Annotated in this window: 18 protein-coding genes; 9 read left to right on the top strand and 9 right to left on the bottom strand. The window is 62.9% G+C overall.

Annotation, left to right across the window (positions count from 1 at the left end; genetic code table 11):
- The 4 genes from FHX10_RS08960 to FHX10_RS08945 all read left to right on the top strand — a co-directional run bounded on the left by FHX10_RS08960 (position 1) and on the right by FHX10_RS08945 (position 3,327).
- Positions 1-879: an ABC transporter permease gene (locus FHX10_RS08960; RefSeq protein WP_132573529.1), complete on the top strand. Its 879-nt coding sequence runs from the start codon at positions 1-3 to the stop codon at positions 877-879.
- Positions 876-1,679 (top strand): ABC transporter ATP-binding protein, encoded by an 804-nt coding sequence (locus FHX10_RS08955; RefSeq protein WP_047614920.1) that lies wholly within the window; start codon positions 876-878, stop codon positions 1,677-1,679. The genes FHX10_RS08960 and FHX10_RS08955 overlap by 4 nt, the downstream gene beginning before the upstream one ends.
- Positions 1,676-2,575, top strand: a complete 900-nt coding sequence (locus FHX10_RS08950; protein WP_047614919.1) for an ABC transporter ATP-binding protein — start codon at positions 1,676-1,678, stop codon at positions 2,573-2,575. The genes FHX10_RS08955 and FHX10_RS08950 overlap by 4 nt, the downstream gene beginning before the upstream one ends.
- 71 nt (positions 2,576-2,646) lie before the next feature.
- Positions 2,647-3,327, top strand: a complete 681-nt coding sequence (locus tag FHX10_RS08945; RefSeq protein ID WP_063476043.1) for a spermidine synthase — start codon at positions 2,647-2,649, stop codon at positions 3,325-3,327.
- 3 nt (positions 3,328-3,330) lie between these two features.
- On the opposite strand, the gene FHX10_RS08940 is transcribed toward FHX10_RS08945, so the two are convergent.
- The 3 genes from FHX10_RS08940 to FHX10_RS08930 form a co-directional block, all read right to left on the bottom strand.
- The gene (locus FHX10_RS08940) at positions 3,331-4,122 is read right to left on the bottom strand and encodes an HpcH/HpaI aldolase family protein (protein ID WP_047612985.1); all 792 of its coding nucleotides are present in this window, start codon (positions 4,120-4,122) and stop codon (positions 3,331-3,333) included.
- 100 nt (positions 4,123-4,222) lie between these two features.
- A complete protein-coding gene (locus FHX10_RS08935; protein WP_047613481.1) occupies positions 4,223-4,426 on the bottom strand; it encodes a hypothetical protein in 204 nt (67 codons plus the stop codon).
- A 95-nt stretch (positions 4,427-4,521) separates the two neighbouring features.
- The gene (locus tag FHX10_RS08930) at positions 4,522-5,424 is read right to left on the bottom strand and encodes a choline sulfate utilization transcriptional regulator (RefSeq protein ID WP_063476042.1); all 903 of its coding nucleotides are present in this window, start codon (positions 5,422-5,424) and stop codon (positions 4,522-4,524) included.
- Positions 5,425-5,519: 95 nt separating this feature from the next.
- Between FHX10_RS08930 and betC the strand changes: the two genes are divergently transcribed.
- A complete protein-coding gene (gene betC, locus FHX10_RS08925; RefSeq protein WP_132573535.1) occupies positions 5,520-7,034 on the top strand; it encodes a choline-sulfatase in 1,515 nt (504 codons plus the stop codon).
- Positions 7,035-7,049: 15 nt separating this feature from the next.
- Here the strand turns inward: betC and FHX10_RS08920 are convergent, their stop codons facing one another.
- Positions 7,050-7,910, bottom strand: a complete 861-nt coding sequence (locus tag FHX10_RS08920; RefSeq protein WP_132573537.1) for a TIM barrel protein — start codon at positions 7,908-7,910, stop codon at positions 7,050-7,052.
- A gap of 65 nt (positions 7,911-7,975) precedes the next feature.
- Entirely contained in the window at positions 7,976-9,346 is a 1,371-nt protein-coding gene (locus tag FHX10_RS08915; RefSeq protein ID WP_132573539.1) for an amidase, read from the bottom strand.
- A 273-nt stretch (positions 9,347-9,619) separates the two neighbouring features.
- On the opposite strand from FHX10_RS08915, the gene FHX10_RS08910 reads away from it, so the two are divergent.
- Positions 9,620-9,898: a hypothetical protein gene (locus FHX10_RS08910; RefSeq protein ID WP_052213315.1), complete on the top strand. Its 279-nt coding sequence runs from the start codon at positions 9,620-9,622 to the stop codon at positions 9,896-9,898.
- A gap of 67 nt (positions 9,899-9,965) precedes the next feature.
- Positions 9,966-10,400, top strand: coding sequence for a DUF1810 domain-containing protein (locus tag FHX10_RS08905; RefSeq protein ID WP_132573541.1), 435 nt, complete (start codon positions 9,966-9,968; stop codon positions 10,398-10,400).
- Here FHX10_RS08905 and FHX10_RS08900 read toward each other — a convergent pair.
- Both FHX10_RS08900 and FHX10_RS08895 read right to left on the bottom strand, forming a co-directional pair.
- Positions 10,397-10,585 carry a hypothetical protein gene (locus tag FHX10_RS08900; protein WP_047612978.1) on the bottom strand — a complete coding sequence of 63 codons (189 nt, stop codon included), beginning with the start codon at positions 10,583-10,585 and terminating at the stop codon, positions 10,397-10,399. The genes FHX10_RS08905 and FHX10_RS08900 overlap by 4 nt on opposite strands.
- 133 nt (positions 10,586-10,718) lie before the next feature.
- Positions 10,719-11,342 carry a TetR/AcrR family transcriptional regulator gene (locus FHX10_RS08895; RefSeq protein WP_097543448.1) on the bottom strand — a complete coding sequence of 208 codons (624 nt, stop codon included), beginning with the start codon at positions 11,340-11,342 and terminating at the stop codon, positions 10,719-10,721.
- A 127-nt stretch (positions 11,343-11,469) separates the two neighbouring features.
- Here FHX10_RS08895 and FHX10_RS08890 point away from each other — a divergent pair, with 127 nt between their 5' ends.
- A complete protein-coding gene (locus FHX10_RS08890; RefSeq protein WP_047612976.1) occupies positions 11,470-11,685 on the top strand; it encodes a hypothetical protein in 216 nt (71 codons plus the stop codon).
- Positions 11,686-11,739: 54 nt separating this feature from the next.
- On the opposite strand, the gene FHX10_RS08885 is transcribed toward FHX10_RS08890, so the two are convergent.
- Positions 11,740-12,267, bottom strand: a complete 528-nt coding sequence (locus FHX10_RS08885) for a winged helix DNA-binding protein (protein ID WP_132573543.1) — start codon at positions 12,265-12,267, stop codon at positions 11,740-11,742.
- A gap of 88 nt (positions 12,268-12,355) precedes the next feature.
- Between FHX10_RS08885 and FHX10_RS08880 the strand changes: the two genes are divergently transcribed.
- A complete protein-coding gene (locus FHX10_RS08880; protein ID WP_132573545.1) occupies positions 12,356-15,967 on the top strand; it encodes a hydantoinase B/oxoprolinase family protein in 3,612 nt (1,203 codons plus the stop codon).
- Between the two features lie 41 nt (positions 15,968-16,008).
- Here FHX10_RS08880 and FHX10_RS08875 read toward each other — a convergent pair whose 3' ends face one another.
- Positions 16,009-16,866 (bottom strand): SDR family oxidoreductase, encoded by an 858-nt coding sequence (locus FHX10_RS08875; protein WP_063476261.1) that lies wholly within the window; start codon positions 16,864-16,866, stop codon positions 16,009-16,011.
- Positions 16,867-16,933 lie beyond the last annotated feature (67 nt).

The following is a 16,933-nucleotide window of genomic DNA, read 5'->3' as shown; positions in this document are numbered from 1 at the left end:
ATGAAGACCCTGCTTCGAAACCGCAAGGCGCTGGTTGGCCTCGTCATCATCTCCCTCATCGTCATCGTCGCGATCGCCGCGCCCCTGCTCACGCAATACGATCCGGCCGCACGCACCGGCCGGCCGCATCAGCCGCCGTCGCTCGACCACATCCTCGGCACGACCCGCATCGGCCAGGATGTCTTCGCCCGGCTGATCTACGGCGCCCGCACCTCGCTTGCCGTCGGCTTCGGCGCCGGCCTGCTGATCACCCTCGTCGGCACCGCGCTCGGCATCATCTCCGGCTATCGCGGCGGCAGGACCGACGAGATCATCAGCTTCTTCACCAACATGGTGCTGGTCGTTCCCAACCTACCGCTGCTCTTGGTGCTCGCCGCCTTCATCGGCCAGGCAAGCCCCCTCGTCATCGCCCTCATCCTCGGCGCCACCTCCTGGGCCTGGGGAGCCCGCGTCACCCGCGCCGAAACGCTCTCCGTCAAGCAGAAGGATTTCGTCAAATCGGCCGAGATGATGGGTGAGCCGCAATGGCGCATCATGACATTCGAGATCTTCCCCAACGTGATTTCAATCGTCGGCATCAATTTCATCGGCAGCGTCATCTTCGCAATCATCACCGAGGCGACACTGGAGTTCCTCGGCCTCGGCGATCCCCGAGCCATCTCCTGGGGCACCATGCTCTATAATGCGCAGAAGGCTTCAGCCCTTTCGGTCGGCGCCTGGTGGGATATTCTCACCCCCTGCTTCGCGCTCGCCTTCCTTGGCATCGGCATGTCGCTGTTGAACTTCGCCGTCGACGAGATCGCCAATCCGCGACTACGCACCGGCAATCACCTGAAGCGCTGGTCCCTGCTCGTTCGTTCCGGGGAGGGCCGCCTGTGACGCAGCCGCTGCTTTCGGTGAGGAACCTCACCATCGACTATATCGGCGAGGAGAAGGATTTCCGCGCCGTCAATGATGTCAGCTTCGACGTCGCGCCCGGCGAGGTCTTCGGCCTTGCCGGCGAATCCGGCTGCGGCAAGAGCACCATCGCTTTTGCCATCAGCCGCCTGCACAAGCCGCCGGCGCTGATCCGCAAGGAAAGCCGCATCCTGCTTGACGGCCGCGATGTGCTCGGCCTCGACCGGCAGGCGCTCAGCGCCTTCCGCTGGCGCGATGTCGCCATGGTCTTCCAGAGCGCCATGAACTCGCTGAACCCGGTGCTGCGCATCGAGGCGCAGTTCTACGACATGCTGCGCACCCACAAAGGCATGAGCCGTGCAGCGGCCCGCGAGCGTACCGCCGAGATGCTGACGCTCGTCGACATCGCGCCGGACCGCATGCGCGACTATCCGCACCAATTCTCCGGCGGCATGCGCCAGCGCATCGTCATCGCCATCTGCATGGCGCTCGATCCGAAACTCGTCGTCATGGACGAGCCGACGACGGCGCTCGACGTCGTCGTCCAACGCGAAATCCTGCAGCGCATCAACGAACTGCGCCGTCGCTTCGGTTTTTCCGTGCTGTTCATCACCCACGATCTCGGGCTGATGGTGCAGTTCTGCGACCGCATCGGCATCATGCTGTCAGGCCGGCTGGTGGAGCAGAACACGGCCGAGGCGATCTACAGGACGCCCAGGCATGACTACACGAAAAAGCTCTGGGCCTCCTTCCCGTCGCTGCATGGAGGAGTGCTGCTATGACAGACGCCATTCTCGCACTCGATCAGGTGAGCAAGACCTTCGGCCATGGCTCCGGGGCCGTGCATGCGGCACGCGCCATCTCGTTTTCCCTGCATGCCGGCCGCGCATTGGCACTCGTCGGCGAATCCGGCAGCGGCAAGACCACCTGCGCCCGCATGGCGATGCGCGAATATCTGCCGACATCCGGCCGGATCCTCTACAAGGGCCGGCCGGTCGAGGCGGCGAAATCCGCCGAGATCGCCCGCTACCGCCGTTCGGTGCAGATGATCTTCCAGGACCCCTTCGCCTCGCTGAACCCAGCCCATACCATCGCGCATCATCTCCGGCGGCCGCTGAAGCTGCATCGTCCTGACATCAAGGGAACTGAGATCGACGCGACAGTCCGCGAGTTGCTGCAGCGCGTCAGGCTCGATCCCGATCTCGTCGCGCCGAAATATCCGCACGAGCTTTCCGGCGGCCAGCGCCAGCGGGTCAACATCGCCCGCGCGCTCGCCGTCAAGCCGGAGGTCATCGTCGCCGACGAGCCGACCTCGATGCTCGACGTCTCCGTGCGCCTCGGCGTGCTGAACCTGTTGAACGAGATGAAGCAGGAGATGAAACTCGGCCTGCTCTACATCACCCATGATATCGCCACCGCCCGTTATGTCGCCGAGGACATCGCCGTAATGTATGCCGGCCAGATCGTCGAATGGGGCAGCGTCGCCAAGGTGATCGACAATCCGCTGCATCCCTATACGCGGCTGCTGCTCTCGGCCGTGCCCGATCCCGACGTCCGCTTCGAGGACCCGAAAGCCCGGCTGAGGCCCGACGAAGTGGAGGATATCCGCCGCCGTTCGGCCGTGCCGCAGGACGAGACCGTCGAAGTGGAGCAGGGACATTTCATGCGGATGATCTAAGGCCAGCTTGCTGGCCTCACTCCTCGGCCTATGCTAGGGGGACGGTTCCTTTCATATGAGGCGAAGCCGTCATGCTGCCCTGGATCCAGCTCGATTCCGCGACCATTCCCGGCGAAGGCGGGGAACTCAGGCTGAAACAGCGCGGCAGCGAGTTCTCGATCATGCTCGGCGCCAACGAGCTGATGAACAGCCGCCTCAGCGGCTCGGAGGAAGCGCTGGCAACGCTTTCCTGGGAACGGATCAAGACGCACCCGAAGCCGAGGATTTTGATCGGCGGGCTCGGCATGGGTTTCACCCTGCGCGCCGCCCTCGCCGTCCTGCCTGAAGATGCCGGTGTCACCGTCGCCGAACTGGTACCGGCCGTCGTCGCCTGGGCACGCGGGCCGATGGCGGAGGTCTTCCAGGGCTGCCTCGACGATCCGCGCGTCGACATCCATCGGGGCGATGTCGGCGAGGCGATCCGCGCCGGCAAGGCTGCCTATGATGGGATCCTGCTCGATGTCGACAACGGCCCCGATGGCCTGACCCGCAAATCCAACGACCGGCTCTATGATTTCCCCGGCCTTCGCGCCGCCCGCGATGCGCTTCGCCCCGGCGGCGTGCTCGCCGTCTGGTCGTCCGGCCCCGACCCGGATTTCACGCGGCGTCTCAAGGACAGCGGTTTTTCCGTCGATGCGGTCAGCACCCGCGCCAACGGCAAACGCGGCGGCGCCCGCCACGTCATCTGGCTGGCCGTCAAGCCGGCAAAATGACGCTCAAGCAGAAGCAATCCGGCGGGCGGCATTGATGGCCCGGCGGGCGCCGGAGCGCAATTGCGTGGTCTCCGCACCGGCAATGACCAGATCGAAGCCGAATTTCAGGAGTTCGCCGGCTCGTTCGCCGTCGCCGGCATAGGCGCAGGCGAATTTGCCGTGAGCGCGGCAGCGCGAAACCGCATGCTGCATGGCGCTGTCGATCTCGGCGGCGTTCGGCGCCACCTGGTCGCCATTCGACAGTGCGATCGAAAGATCGGACGGACCGACGAAAATGCCGTCGATGCCGGCAACACCCAGGATACCGTCGATCGCGTCGAGCGCCGCCCGGGTCTCGACCATGGCGATGGCGACGGTGAGCGCGTTGGCGTTCTTCAGATAATCATCACCCGACAGGCCGGTATAATTCAGCGCCAGCGACGGTCCCCAGCTGCGTTCGCCGGCGGGCGGGTATTTCGTGGTCCGCACCAGGGCTTGCGCGTCTTCGACCGAATTGATCATCGGCGCGATGATGCCGGAGGCGCCGGCATCGAGCAGGCGCGAGGCGGAAGCAAAATCGCCGACCGGAATGCGCGCCAGCGCCGGCTTGCCGGCAAGCCGCACCTGACCGACGGCGTTCGCCGCCGATGGCATGTCCCACATGCCATGCTGCATATCCAGCACGACGGCATCGAAGGCCTCCTGCGCCAGATGATTGACGAGCGTGGCGTCGGGAATGCCGACCCAGGCGGAGATCATGCCGCCCCGGTGGCTCCTGATCCGCTCCGCAAAGCCGTCGATTTCAGCTGCGCTCATGCCATCCTCCTTACTTCGACAGGCCGTCAGCGGCCAGATATTTCACCTCGAGGAGCTCTTCGGTGTCGAATTTCCTCGAAGCCATGCATGTTCTGCCGGCTCATCCTCTCCGGCGCAGCCGTGAAACGATGATTGTCACGGCAAGCCCAGCTGCAGCCGTGATGCTTCCCCAGAGAATCCAGATGCTCTGGTTGATCATGAAGCTGGATGACGGATAGGGAAAATAGCCGCTTCCCTGGGCGACCCAGATCAGCCCCGAGAGGATCATCAGCAATCCCACGACATATCCGATTGTGCGCCACATGCTTCGGCAACCCTTCTTATGAATCAGTGTCACAATGTCGACCGGCATCGTTGATGACAAGGCTTCTCTCCCAAACGCGACGATATTCCCGAATGTCATGTCCTGCCGACTTCATCCACCAGCCAGGTGCTGAGCCTTTCGCTATGAATATTTGCCGATTGCGGCGGTATCAGCCAGTAACCGCGGTCGGGCGCCTCGAGCGGCGGCCCGGCTTCCACCAGCATATGCGCGGAGAGAAGCGTGTCGACCAGCCCCATCCAGCCGATCGCCACGCCCTGCTCGCTGAGAGCAGCCTGGACGACCAGCGAATAGGTGTTGAAGCTGATATCCCCGCGGCCGGCATGGAGATCGCGCGTGACGGAGAATTCGGCAAGATAGCTTCGCCAATCGAACCAGGGTGGCGGCATCGGCGAATCGAGGTGGATCAGGATCGTCCTGGCAAGCTGCTGCGGATCGTCGAACGGGCCGTTGCGATCGAGAAATCCTCGTGTGCAGACGGGCACGACCTTTTCCTGCAACAGCAGCGATCCGAAGGCGCCGAATTCCGCCCGCGTCCCGAAAACCACCACTACATCTGCGTCGTCACGAAAGCCGGGCTCGAGCCGCTGGGTCGCGACGATCTGTATATCCGTTTCCGGATGAAGCTGGCGAAAGCCATGCATGCGCGGGATCAGCCAAAGGGCTGAAAAAGCATAGTCTGTTCTCAGCCTGACGACCGGTCTTTGAGCCTCGGTGCGGAAGCTGCGCGCCAGCGCATCGATGTCACCGACGGTCTTGGCAGCGACCTGGAAAAGCCGCTCGCCCTCCGCGGTCAGCTCGACGCCGCGATGCTGGCGGCGCAACAGGCCGACCCTGAATTGCTCTTCCAGCCGCCGCATCTGATAGCTGACGGCCGGTTGCGTGAGCCCGAGACGTGCTGCCGCCGACGAAAAGCTCCCGAGTGTCGCGACCTCGACGAAGATGCGCATCCAGCCAAGCTCGGGCGGGCGGTCTGACATAAAAAATCCTTTAGTCACCCATCGAAAAAAGCTGTCTTTACAGCCGCAACAATAAGCGATTAAATAAATTTCTCAAATAGCAAAAGAGGAATTCCATGCCGCGTCCGAATATCCTCATCCTGATGGTGGACCAGCTGAACGGGACCTTCTTTCCGGATGGCCCCGCGGATTTCCTTCATGCGCCGCATCTGAGATCATTGGCAGAGCGCTCCGTGCGTTTCACCAACACCTATACGGCAAGCCCGCTCTGCGCGCCGGCGCGAGCCTCCTTCATGTCCGGACAATTGCCGAGCCGGACGCGCGTCTATGACAATGCGGCGGAATTCGCCTCCGACATCCCGACTTACGCGCATCATCTGCGCGCTGCCGGATACCAGACGGCGCTATCAGGCAAGATGCATTTCGTCGGCCCCGACCAGCTGCATGGCTTCGAGGAGCGCCTGACGACGGACATCTACCCGGCCGATTTCGGCTGGACACCCGACTATAGCAAGCCCGGCGAACGCATAGACTGGTGGTATCATAATCTCGGTTCGGTGACCGGCGCCGGTGTTGCCGAAATCACCAACCAGATGGAGTATGACGACGAGGTCGCCTACCATGCCGCCCGCAAGCTGTTCGATCTCTCGCGTGGCCACGACGGACGCCCCTGGTGCCTGACCGTCAGCTTCACCCATCCGCACGACCCGTACGTCGCGCGCCGCAAATTCTGGGACCTTTATGAGGATTGCCCGGCCCTTGATCCGGCAGTTGCGCCGATTGCCTTCGAGCGGCAAGACCCGCATTCGCAGCGCCTGATGAAAGCCTGTGACCACGATGCCTTCGACATCAGCGATGAGCAAATCAGGCGGGCAAGGCGGGGCTACTTCGCCAATGTCTCCTATGTCGATGACAAGATCGGCGAGATTCTCGGCGTCCTGGAACGGACGCGCATGGCGGAAAATACGATCATTCTCTTCGCCTCGGACCATGGCGACATGCTCGGCGATCGCGGCCTCTGGTTCAAGATGAACTTCTTCGAAGGATCGGCCCGCGTTCCGCTGATGATCGCAGTCCCCGGCTGGAAGCCCAAACGCATCGATCAGCCCGTCTCCACGCTCGACGTGACGCCGACGCTCGCCGGTCTCGCCGGGATCGATATCGCTTCGTTGAAACCATGGACCGAGGGCGAGGATCTGGCATTGCTTGCCGAAGGCACCGGCAATCGCAGCCCGGTGCCGATGGAATATGCCGCGGAGGGTTCCGAAGCACCGCTCGTCTGCATTCGGGACGGACGGTACAAGCTCTCGCTCTGCGAGAAGGACCCGCCGATGCTGTTTGACCTCGAGGCCGATCCCCAAGAACTCGACAATCTGGCGGCCGACCCGGCGCACGCCGACATCTTGGCAAGGCTTGCCGAACAGGCCGGGCGCCGATGGAATCTTGCCGCTTTCGACGCAGCCGTGCGCGAAAGCCAGGCGCGCCGCTGGGTGGTCTATGCAGCGCTGCGCAACGGCGCCTATTATCCATGGGACTACCAGCCGCTGCAGAAAGCCTCGGAGCGCTATATGCGCAACCACATGGATCTCAACGTGCTGGAGGAAAACCAGAGGTTCCCGCGCCAGGAATGAGCGAAACGCGTCTGATTAAGCCGTCCTGCGCGCCGGCACCTCGCGCAGGAAATCCTCGATGAACGCCTTTTGCAGCAGAATGCCGTCCCATTCATCGGGGAAGAAGGGCGAGTCGTAGATCAGCGTGAAGGGACCGTCATAGCCGGCCCGCTCGCACATCTCCAGGCACTTGCGATAATCGTCGGCATCGAGGCCGGTGACGCCATAATCGGCCTTGGCGTGGCAAATTTCCGCCCGGCCCATGATGTCGGCCAGGCCTTCATATTTCGCCGGCGCCGCCCAGTTGCCGAGGTCGCCGTTGAGGCCGACCTTGCCGTCCAGCCGGTCCAGCAGCCAGTTCATCTCGATGGGCGACGGCAGCAGGTCGAACCAATTCTCGACGACGACGCGCACGCCGCTGCCTTCTGCCTTTCCGCCCAGCCAGCTCAGATGACGGGCGGCGCGGGCAAGGTTTTCCTCCGTCGGTTTCTGCTTGCCGGCGATGACGCGCATCCTTTGCGCTCCAAGGGCAGCGGCGATATCGATCCACTCCGCCATCCATTTGACGTCGCGTTCGGCCGTCTCGGGATGGCTCGGATCGCCGTCCTCGACGAGCAGCGTCTGGAACAACACGTTCGAGACCGCCATCGCATCGCGCAACTCGCTTATATAGGCAGCATCGAGGCTCGGCAGATGGAAGGAGCAGATCTCCAGCCGGTTGATGCCGCGCGCCGAGAGTGCCGCCGGCACGTCGATCAGCGCTGCGGCGCCGGGGCCATAGGGTTCCTTCGGCGCGGCACTTTTATCAGGATCGGGGCTATAGGCATACACGGCGCCGAGCAGCCGATGCAGCGACCATGTCGAAACCGCGAAACGTCCGTTTTGCAAAACCTGCACGTGTCTTCCTCCAGGATCTCCCCCTGCCATCAATGGCAATAAAAGCCCGGCGGTTCAATTGCAATTCAGGCGAAATCGCCGCGGATGACCGCCTCGGCGGCAAGGGCAATCCCCAGCAGCGCCTCATCGCGATGGCCGGTCGCCGACAGCAGCAGGCCGACCGGCATACCGGCCTCTCCCGTGCCGCAGGGAACGGAAACGCCGCACCAGTCGAGGAAATTGCCGAGTGCGGTGTTGCGCAGCGTCTTGTTGTTCGTTGCGAAGAACAGCTCGTCGTCCTGCTCCAGCGGTCCGATCGGCGGCGCGACATGGGCAACGGTGGGAAAGGCGATCAGCCGGTCGCCGACAAGGCGCTCGACATCGGCGATCAGGCGGCTGCGCGCCTCGAGAATTCTGAGGTAATCGGGCAGCGTCGTCGTGCTTCCGAGCCGCGTTCGCATGACGACACGGTGATCCATCCTGTCCGCATCCGGCCCGGCCAAGCGTTCGCGGTGAAGTGCAAAAGCCTCCGCCGTCACCAGCGGACCGTATCTCGTCATCAGATCGAAGATCTCGTTGAAGGCGGGGATGACAGTGCGGGCGACATGGGCGCCGGCCTTTTGGAGACGTTCCAGAGCCGCCTCGAACGCAGCGACGACGCCGGGTTCGGCTCCGTCGAAGACGACGTTTTCGGGCACGATCAGTTCCAGCCCCTGCAAGGGGCGTTCAATGACCGCCGGCGCCGTCAATCCACGCATCGCCGCATCGATCCAGACCGCATCCCTGACGCTGCGGCAGAGCGGCCCCAGCGAATCCAGGCTCTTTGCCAGCGGATAGACGCCTGCCATCGCATGGCGGCCGCGTGTCGCCTTGTAGCCGACGATACCGTTGAAGGCGGCGGGGATGCGCACCGAGCCGCCGGTATCGGTGCCCATGGCGACCGGCACCAACCCGGCCGCGACGGCGACGCCGGCGCCGGAGGAGGAGCCGCCGGGAATGCGCGGGAGATCGGTGCCACGCGGATTAACCGGCGTGCCGTAATGCGGATTGATTCCGAGGCCGGAAAAGGCAAATTCGCTCATATTGGTGCGCCCAACGGCGACCATGCCCGCGTGCCTGAGCAAACCGACGACGGCCGCATCGCGCTTGGCGGGCGCGTCCGCCGCCAGGACGACGGAACCGGCTGTCGTCGGCAGTCCCTCCATGTCGAAAAGATCTTTCCAGGCGATCGGAATGCCGTCCAGCAATCCCAGCGAGCGCCCTTCCCGCAGACGCTTCGAGGCGGCGCGCGCCTCCTCCATCGCCCGGCTTTCGGTAAGTGCAGTGAAGACAGCCTTGTCGGCATAATGCGCGATGGAATCGAAGACCGTCTCGGCCACTTCAAGCGGATCGGCCGCACCGCCTTGAATGAGGAGAGAAAGCTGGGCGACCGACATCGCGCCGAAGGATTTGCTCATGAGACGATCCAGAAAAAAGATGATCCTCTGACCTACCCCGGATCATTCCGACGGGCCAGAGCTTCACGATATTTTGCGTTTATTAGTGCGATTTTTTGAACACTGAGTTTGCATATCGCCCCTTCAATTGCCACGATCGAAGACACACATGCTGCACGCATGCGAAGCCGCTTCGGCATGAGGGTGCGAGCTTACTCTTGAGAGGCCGGCTCCGCATGTGTTGCAGGAGTAATTAAAATGACAGATTGTGAAACTTTGAGCCGTCGCCAGGATATGGTGACCCTCCATGCGAAAGAGGATGAAACCACCGGCTTGGGCGAGCGCGACTATGTAGACCATGTCAGCGCCCAGAAACTTTCGCCCTTCGAGCGCATCGTCGTGGTCGGAGCCTTGGTTCTCTTGAGCTTTGCGGGCTTCGCCGCATATTCTTCCGGTGGTACGGACCCGATGACGACATCGGCCATTGCCGCCACATCAGATGATAACACGCCGCATCATCCGGCTTACGGCCATTGCCGTGACAGCAGCCCCTACGCTGAAAGGGTCTGCTAACAGGAAAGCTAGCTCGCCGGGCATGGAGACCTTGGCCCAGGCTGCGTTGACAGCAGGAAAAGGGACCATGGCCGGTGACATCGACTACGACTTCGACCGCTTCATCGATGCCCAGAACGGCGTCTATGAACAGGCGCTGTCGGAACTGAAGGCCGGGCGCAAGACCTCCCATTGGATGTGGTTTATTTTTCCGCAGATCGCCGGTCTTGGCACCTCTGCAATGGCCGAAAAATATGCGATCCGTTCGGCTGAGGAAGCCGCCGCCTATCTCGCCGATCCCATTCTCTCAAGCCGGCTGTTGCGCTGTGTCGAGGCGATCTTGTCGGTTGACGGCCGATCAGCGCATGAAATCCTGGGCTCGCCGGACGACCTCAAGCTCCGCTCCTCGATGACCTTGTTTGCCGCCATCAGCGACCATGGGTCGCCCTTCCACCGGGTGATCGAGCATTTCTATCAGGGAAAATTCGACGAGCGGACGACGGAGATCCTTGGCGCGGATTAGCCGCCCGGCCTGCTCTCCAGCGTCGCAATTTCCTCGGAGATCTCGCTCAACCGCTGACGCAGATCGCTGTCGGTGCCATCATCGACTTCTTCCTCGCCGAAACAATAGCGCGCATCATGAAGCTCCAGCTTGGCTTCGAGCTCGGCGCGTTTGGCATATAGGCGCTTGAGATAGACGTAGTTCATCTCCCTGCCTCCACATTGCCCTCCGGTGATGGAAAAACGACACGGAAGCGGTAAGGTTCCCCGACTGCATGGTTCAAAATGCTACGGTGCCCTTCGCGCGTCTGAAAAGACGCGCGGCGCTTTAGAGTGGCGGTCAGGCGAAAGAGGCAATCGCTGCGTTGCAGGCCTTGGCGAAATGACCGCAGCAGTTGGCAGTGCCCATGGCTTGGCGCGTGACGCGCGCACCCTCGAGCAGCAGTGTCAACGTATCGGCAAGAAGCTCGGGTTCGCGCGCACCGGCCGCCGAACAGAGCGCGGCCAGGCGATCACGCTGTTCGGCCTTGTGCCGCTCGATCATCTCGTGGGCGGGATGGCCCTCGCCCTTCAACTCGATGGCAGCATTGGCGAGATCGCAGCCGGCAGGCTCGCCGTTCAGACATTGCGCCCGCGTCTCCACCCAGGCGTAGAGCTGGGCGCGCGGATTGCCGGGATAGGCCACTTCCAGATCGTGCCAGATGGCGCCGGCCTTTTCGGAGGCGCGGCGCAGCGTTTCGCAGACGAGCTCGTCCTTTGAGCCGAAATGCCGGTAGAGCGTCATCTTGTTGGTGAGCGCCGCGTCGGCGATGGCATCGACGCCGATGCCGCGAATGCCGCGTTCGCGGAAAAGCTCCGAGGCGGTCGAGACGATTCGCTCCCGCGGCGGGATGCGATCTTCTGAAACGACTACGGAGATTTCATTCGAAGTTTCTGATTTTTTTGCGGACGTAGTCCTTGACATCAATGTGACCGATCGGTAACAAATGCATTGTTACTTACCGGTAACACCACGAACTGCGAAAGTCAATGCCGAGGGTATGGCAGCGGCAAGTGGAACACGGGCGACCGCCCACGAAAGGAGGACAACCATGAGAAAGACCAGAGACGACCTGACGATATCCGAAGCTCTTCGCGACCCCCTGATCGCCATGGTGTTGCGCGCCGACGGCGTGAAGCTTGAAGACTTCAAGCAGCTCCTGGAGACGGCCGCCGGCAAACGCGAACCGCGGCCGACCTCGGTGGGCAACGTGATCGGAGCGCTTGCAAGCCGCGCCAATCTGCCGGCAATGCCCTGCTTCGGCTGAACACGCCGCCTGAAATTTCGGGGGATCTCTCCCTGCCCCCGTCAAGGGCTGCCGTCAGAAAGAGGCGGCGGCCCTTGCCGCTTGATCGTAATGGCCCGACAGCGCCCGGAGCGTGGCGGCCACCGCCGATGTCGCTGCGGCATCGAGGCCGAGCCCCTTGACCGATTCCACCAGCAGCGCCTCCCGCACTGCCCGGTATTTCAGGCAGGTTTCAACGCCCTTTCCGGTAGCGGCAACCAGCTTCTCCTTGCCCGCCCGGGTGCTTGTCACCAGGCCGCGCTTTTCCAGCTTCTTGATTGCATAAATCACCAGATGCGTATCCTCGACACCGAGCACGCTGCAGAGATCGCCGAGCCGCTTCGGCCGTTGCCGGTGAGCCACCGAATGCAGCACCAGCACGTCGATCGCGGCGCATCCGGGCTCGCCCGCGGCCGTCATGCAGCGTACCATCCAGCGGTCGAAGGCGTTGCCGGCGAGGATAAGGCCGAACTCGAGCTCCGAAAGGGCCGGAAGCGCGCCATCGGCGAGATGGGCTGAGGAGACGATCGGTCCGATTTCCTGTCGTCCGCGTCCATCCGACATGCGCATCCCTCCATGATCCAAGAGGGAGAACGTTGACATTTTATCGATAAATCGTCAATAAAATTTCAGTTTAACAGGAGACCGGACGATGGGCAGGCAATGGGATTTCTGGGTCGATCGCGGCGGCACGTTCACCGATATCGTCGCACGCCGTCCGGACGGTTCGCTCATCGCCCACAAGCTGCTCTCAGAAAATCCGGAAGCCTATCGCGACCCGGCCGTGCACGGCATCCGTGAATTGCTTGGCCTTGAGCCGGGCGAACCGATCCCTTCCGACCTCATCGGCGCGGTGAAGATGGGAACGACGGTCGCCACCAATGCCCTCCTGGAACGCAAGGGCGATCCAACCCTCTTGGTGACGACGAAGGGGTTCCGCGATGCGCTGGAGATCGGCTACCAGGCCCGCGCCGATATCTTCGCCAAGAAGATCGTCAAGCCGGAACTGCTTTATGCCGATGTCATCGAGGCCGACGAGCGGGTGTTGGCGGACGGCACAGTGGAACGTGCCCTTAACGAGCATGACCTGCGACAAGCGCTTGAAGCCGCCTATGCCAGCGGCCTGCGCGCCGTCGCCATCGTCTTCATGCATGCCTACCGCTATCCCGAGCATGAGCAGCAGGCCGCCGCCATCGCCAGCGCAATCGGTTTCACGCAGATCTCGCCCTCGCATGTCGTTTCACCGCTGATCAAGCTTGTCGGGCGCGGCGACACCGCCGTCGTCGATGCCTATCTGTCTCCGGTTCTCCGGCGTTATGTTGATCAGGTTGCCGCCGAGCTCGGCACCGGCGACGCAGAGGGCCCGAAGCTGATGTTCATGCAGTCTTCCGGCGGGCTGACCGACGCGCACCTCTTCCAGGGCAAGGATGCGATCCTGTCCGGCCCCGCCGGCGGCGTGGTCGGCGCGGTCGAGGTCTCGCGCATCGCCGGCTTTGACCGAATGATCGGCTTCGACATGGGCGGCACTTCGACTGATGTCTCGCATTACGACGGCGAACTGGAACGCGCTTTCGAGACTGAGGTCGCCGGTGTGCGCATGCGCGCGCCGATGATGAAAATCCACACCGTTGCTGCCGGCGGCGGCTCGATCCTGAGTTATGACGGTTCGCGCTTCCGCGTCGGTCCCGATTCAGCCGGGGCGACGCCCGGTCCGAAATCCTACCGCCGCGGCGGTCCGCTTGCCGTCACCGACGCCAACATCATGACCGGCAAGCTGCTGCCGGATTTCTTCCCTGAAATCTTCGGGCCGGGGCAGGACCAGCCGCTCGATGCCGAGGCGGTGCGCAGCGCCTTTGCCGAGATGGCGCAGACGATCGGCAGAGGGCGGACGGCGGAAGACGTCGCCGACGGTTTTCTCGCCATCGCCGTCGAGAACATGGCCAATGCCATCAAGAAAATCTCCGTGCAGCGCGGCTATGACATTTCGGACTATGCGCTCACCTGCTTCGGCGGCGCCGGCGGCCAGCATGCCTGCCTCGTGGCCGACAGCCTCGGCATGAAGACCGTGCTGATCCACCCCTTCTCCGGCATCCTTTCGGCCTATGGCATGGGTCTTGCCGATATCCGCGCCACGCGCCAGCGCGCCGTCCTGACCGAACTCGACACGGCCTTGACGACGATCGGCGCCGTCAGGGCCGAGCTGGAAGAGGAGGTGCGTGGGGAAATGACGCTGCAAGGCGTCGAGGCGGCCGATCTGGAGATCGTCACCCGACTGCACCTGCAATATAAGGGCACCGACACGGCCCTGCCCGTTGCCTTCGGGCAGCAGGAGGAGATGGCGCAAGCCTTTGCCGTCGCCCACAAGAAGCAGTTCGGCTTCATCTTCGACGACCGGCCTGTTGTCGTCGATTCCATCGAAGTCGAGGGCATCGGCGGCGGCGCCGACATCGAGGAGGCGGACATTCAGGCGGACGCCTCGGCGCCGGAAGCGCTGCGCACCACCCGCTTCTATTCCGGTGGAACATGGCACGAGGCCGGCATCTTCAAGCGCGAGGCGCTAAAGCCGGGCGCCGTCCTCAAAGGCCCCGCGCTGATCATCGAACCGCATCAGACGATCGTCGTCGAGGCGGGCTGGCAGGCAAGGCTCACCGGCCGCAACCATATCGTCCTCATCCGCGAGATCCCGCTGTCGCGCAATGCGGCGATCGGCACCAGCGCCGACCCCGTGATGCTCGAAGTCTTCAACAACCTGTTCATGGCGATCGCCGAGCAGATGGGCGTGACGCTGCAGAACACGGCCCATTCGGTCAATATCAAGGAGCGGCTCGATTTCTCCTGCGCCGTCTTCGACCGCACCGGCGCACTCGTCGCCAACGCGCCGCACATGCCGGTGCATCTGGGCTCCATGGACCGTTCGGTCGAAACGATCATCCGCCTCAACCAAGGTAACATCCGCCCGGGCGACGTCTTCGCGCTCAACGCACCGTATAATGGCGGCACGCATCTGCCCGACATCACCGTCGTCACGCCTGTTTTCGACGATGCCGGAGAGGTCATCCTCTTCTATGTCGCCTCGCGCGGCCATCATGCCGATATCGGCGGCAAGGCGCCGGGCTCGATGACCCCGCGGGCGACGAAGGTCGATGAGGAAGGCGTGCTGATCGACAATTTCCTGCTGGTCGATAAGGGGCGTTTTCGTGAGGCCGACTTCGCGGCGATGTTGACGGACCACCCCTACCCCGCCCGCAATCCTGCCCAGAATGTCGCCGACGTGAAGGCGCAGATCGCCGCCAACGAAAAGGGCGTGCACGAATTGCGCAAGATGGTCGCCCATTTCGGGCTCGACGTCGTCGAAGCCTATATGGGCTATGTCCAGGACAATGCCGAAGAAAGCGTGCGCCGGGTCATCGCCCGGCTGAGCGACAGCGAATTCACCTACCCCACCGACCAGGGCGCCGTTATCAAGGTGAAGATCACCGTCGACAGGAAAGCGCGCGAGGCAACGGTCGACTTCACCGGCACGAGCGCACAGCAGCCGACCAATTTCAATGCGCCGGAACCGGTGACACGCGCCGCCGTGCTCTATGTCTTCCGTGTCATGGTCGAGCAGCCGATCCCGATGAATGCCGGTTGCCTCCGGCCGATCCGCATCATCGTGCCCGACGGCTCGATGCTGCGCCCGACCTATCCGGCTGCCGTCGTCGCCGGCAATGTCGAAACCAGCCAGCATGTGACCAATGCGCTGTTCGGAGCGCTCGGAACACTGGCGGCAGCCCAGGGCTCGATGAACAACCTGACTTTCGGCAACGCCACCTATCAATATTACGAGACGATCTGCGCCGGCGGCCCCGCCGGCGTGCTCAATGACGGCACCGGCTTCAGCGGTGCCGATGGCGTGCACAGCCACATGACCAATTCGCGGCTGACCGATCCGGAGGTGCTGGAATTCCGTTTTCCCGTCGTGCTGGAAGATTTCCACATCCGCCGCGGTTCCGGCGGCAAGGGGCAATATAGTTCCGGCGGCGGTACCGAGCGCACCATCCGCTTCCTGGAGACGATGGATTGCAGCATCCTCTCCTCGCACCGTACGATCCGGCCTTTCGGCCTGTTCGGCGGGGAAGACGGGCAGTTGGGGAAAACCGAGATCCGCCGCGGCGACGGCCAAGTCGAAAAGCTGGAAGGCTGCGATCAGGCGATACTCGCAGCCGGTGACGCCGTGATCATCACGACGCCGACCGGCGGTGGCTACGGCAAGCCGGTTTAGCTCCTATCCAGGAACCGCTGAACACTTCCGGGCGACATGCATTAGAGAATGGGCTTGCCGCCGGTGACCGCGATTGTCGCGCCGGAGACATAGCTCGACAAGGGATCGGCCAGCATCACATAGGCTGTGGCAAGCTCGGCCGGCTGGCCCGGCCTCTTCATCGGCACCTGCTTGCCGAAATTGCTGACGCTTTCTTCCGGCAGCGTCGAAGGGATGAGCGGCGTCCAGATCGGGCCCGGCGCCACCGCATTGGCGCGAATGCCTTTTTCGGCCAGAAGCTGGGCAAGGCCGGCAGTGAAATTCTGGATCGCGCCCTTGGTCGTCGCATAGGCAAGCAGTGTCGGGTTCGGATTGTCCGAATTGATCGAGGCCGTATTGATGATGGCACTGCCGGGCTTCATATGGGCGACGGCTGCCTTGGTCAGGTAGAACATCGCATGGATGTTGACCTTGAAAGTCAGTTCCCACTCCTCGTCGCTGATCTCGTCGATACTCTTGAAGCTCGCCTGATGCGCGGCGTTGTTGACGAGAATGTCGATACCGCCCAGTTCCTTGACCGCCGTCTCGACGATCTGCCTGCAGTGGGCGGGATCCTGGATGTCGCCGCTGACGAGCACAGCCTTGCGCCCGGCCTGCTCGACGAGCCGTTTCGTCTCGTCGGCATCCTCATCCTCGTCGAGATAGGAGATCAGCAGATCGACGCCTTCACGGGCATAGGCAATCGCCACGGCCCGACCGATGCCGCTATCGCCGCCGGTGATGATCGCCCGCTTGCCCTTGAGCCGTTCGGATCCGCGATAGCTTTTTTCGCCATGGTCGGGAATCGGTTCCATCTGCGCGGTAAAACCCGGCATCGGCTGTTTCTGGGATGGGAAGGGTGGTGTTGGATAATTCGTCATGATGACCTCCTGGGTTGAGGGGCAAACTCAGGCTGCGGCTGGTTGTTCCAACGTCATTCCACCGCCA

This window comes from Rhizobium sp. BK591 (assembly GCF_014195045.1).
GTDB lineage: Bacteria > Pseudomonadota > Alphaproteobacteria > Rhizobiales > Rhizobiaceae > Rhizobium > Rhizobium anhuiense.
The sequence above is the reverse complement of the archived record's forward strand: the minus strand, read 5'-3'. Positions and strand labels throughout refer to the sequence as shown.

Coding starts and splice junctions, on each gene's coding strand:
- FHX10_RS08960 (WP_132573529.1), top strand. CDS start 1: ATGAAGACCCTGCTTCGAAACCGCAAGGCGCTGGTTGGCCTCGTCATC.
- FHX10_RS08950 (WP_047614919.1), top strand. CDS start 1,676: ATGACAGACGCCATTCTCGCACTCGATCAGGTGAGCAAGACCTTCGGC.
- FHX10_RS08945 (WP_063476043.1), top strand. CDS start 2,647: ATGCTGCCCTGGATCCAGCTCGATTCCGCGACCATTCCCGGCGAAGGC.
- FHX10_RS08940 (WP_047612985.1), bottom strand. CDS start 4,122: ATGAGCGCAGCTGAAATCGACGGCTTTGCGGAGCGGATCAGGAGCCAC.
- FHX10_RS08935 (WP_047613481.1), bottom strand. CDS start 4,426: ATGTGGCGCACAATCGGATATGTCGTGGGATTGCTGATGATCCTCTCG.
- FHX10_RS08930 (WP_063476042.1), bottom strand. CDS start 5,424: ATGTCAGACCGCCCGCCCGAGCTTGGCTGGATGCGCATCTTCGTCGAG.
- betC (WP_132573535.1), top strand. CDS start 5,520: ATGCCGCGTCCGAATATCCTCATCCTGATGGTGGACCAGCTGAACGGG.
- FHX10_RS08915 (WP_132573539.1), bottom strand. CDS start 9,346: ATGAGCAAATCCTTCGGCGCGATGTCGGTCGCCCAGCTTTCTCTCCTC.
- FHX10_RS08910 (WP_052213315.1), top strand. CDS start 9,620: ATGGTGACCCTCCATGCGAAAGAGGATGAAACCACCGGCTTGGGCGAG.
- FHX10_RS08905 (WP_132573541.1), top strand. CDS start 9,966: ATGGCCGGTGACATCGACTACGACTTCGACCGCTTCATCGATGCCCAG.
- FHX10_RS08900 (WP_047612978.1), bottom strand. CDS start 10,585: ATGAACTACGTCTATCTCAAGCGCCTATATGCCAAACGCGCCGAGCTC.
- FHX10_RS08895 (WP_097543448.1), bottom strand. CDS start 11,342: ATGTCAAGGACTACGTCCGCAAAAAAATCAGAAACTTCGAATGAAATC.
- FHX10_RS08890 (WP_047612976.1), top strand. CDS start 11,470: ATGAGAAAGACCAGAGACGACCTGACGATATCCGAAGCTCTTCGCGAC.
- FHX10_RS08885 (WP_132573543.1), bottom strand. CDS start 12,267: ATGTCGGATGGACGCGGACGACAGGAAATCGGACCGATCGTCTCCTCA.
- FHX10_RS08880 (WP_132573545.1), top strand. CDS start 12,356: ATGGGCAGGCAATGGGATTTCTGGGTCGATCGCGGCGGCACGTTCACC.
- FHX10_RS08875 (WP_063476261.1), bottom strand. CDS start 16,866: ATGACGAATTATCCAACACCACCCTTCCCATCCCAGAAACAGCCGATG.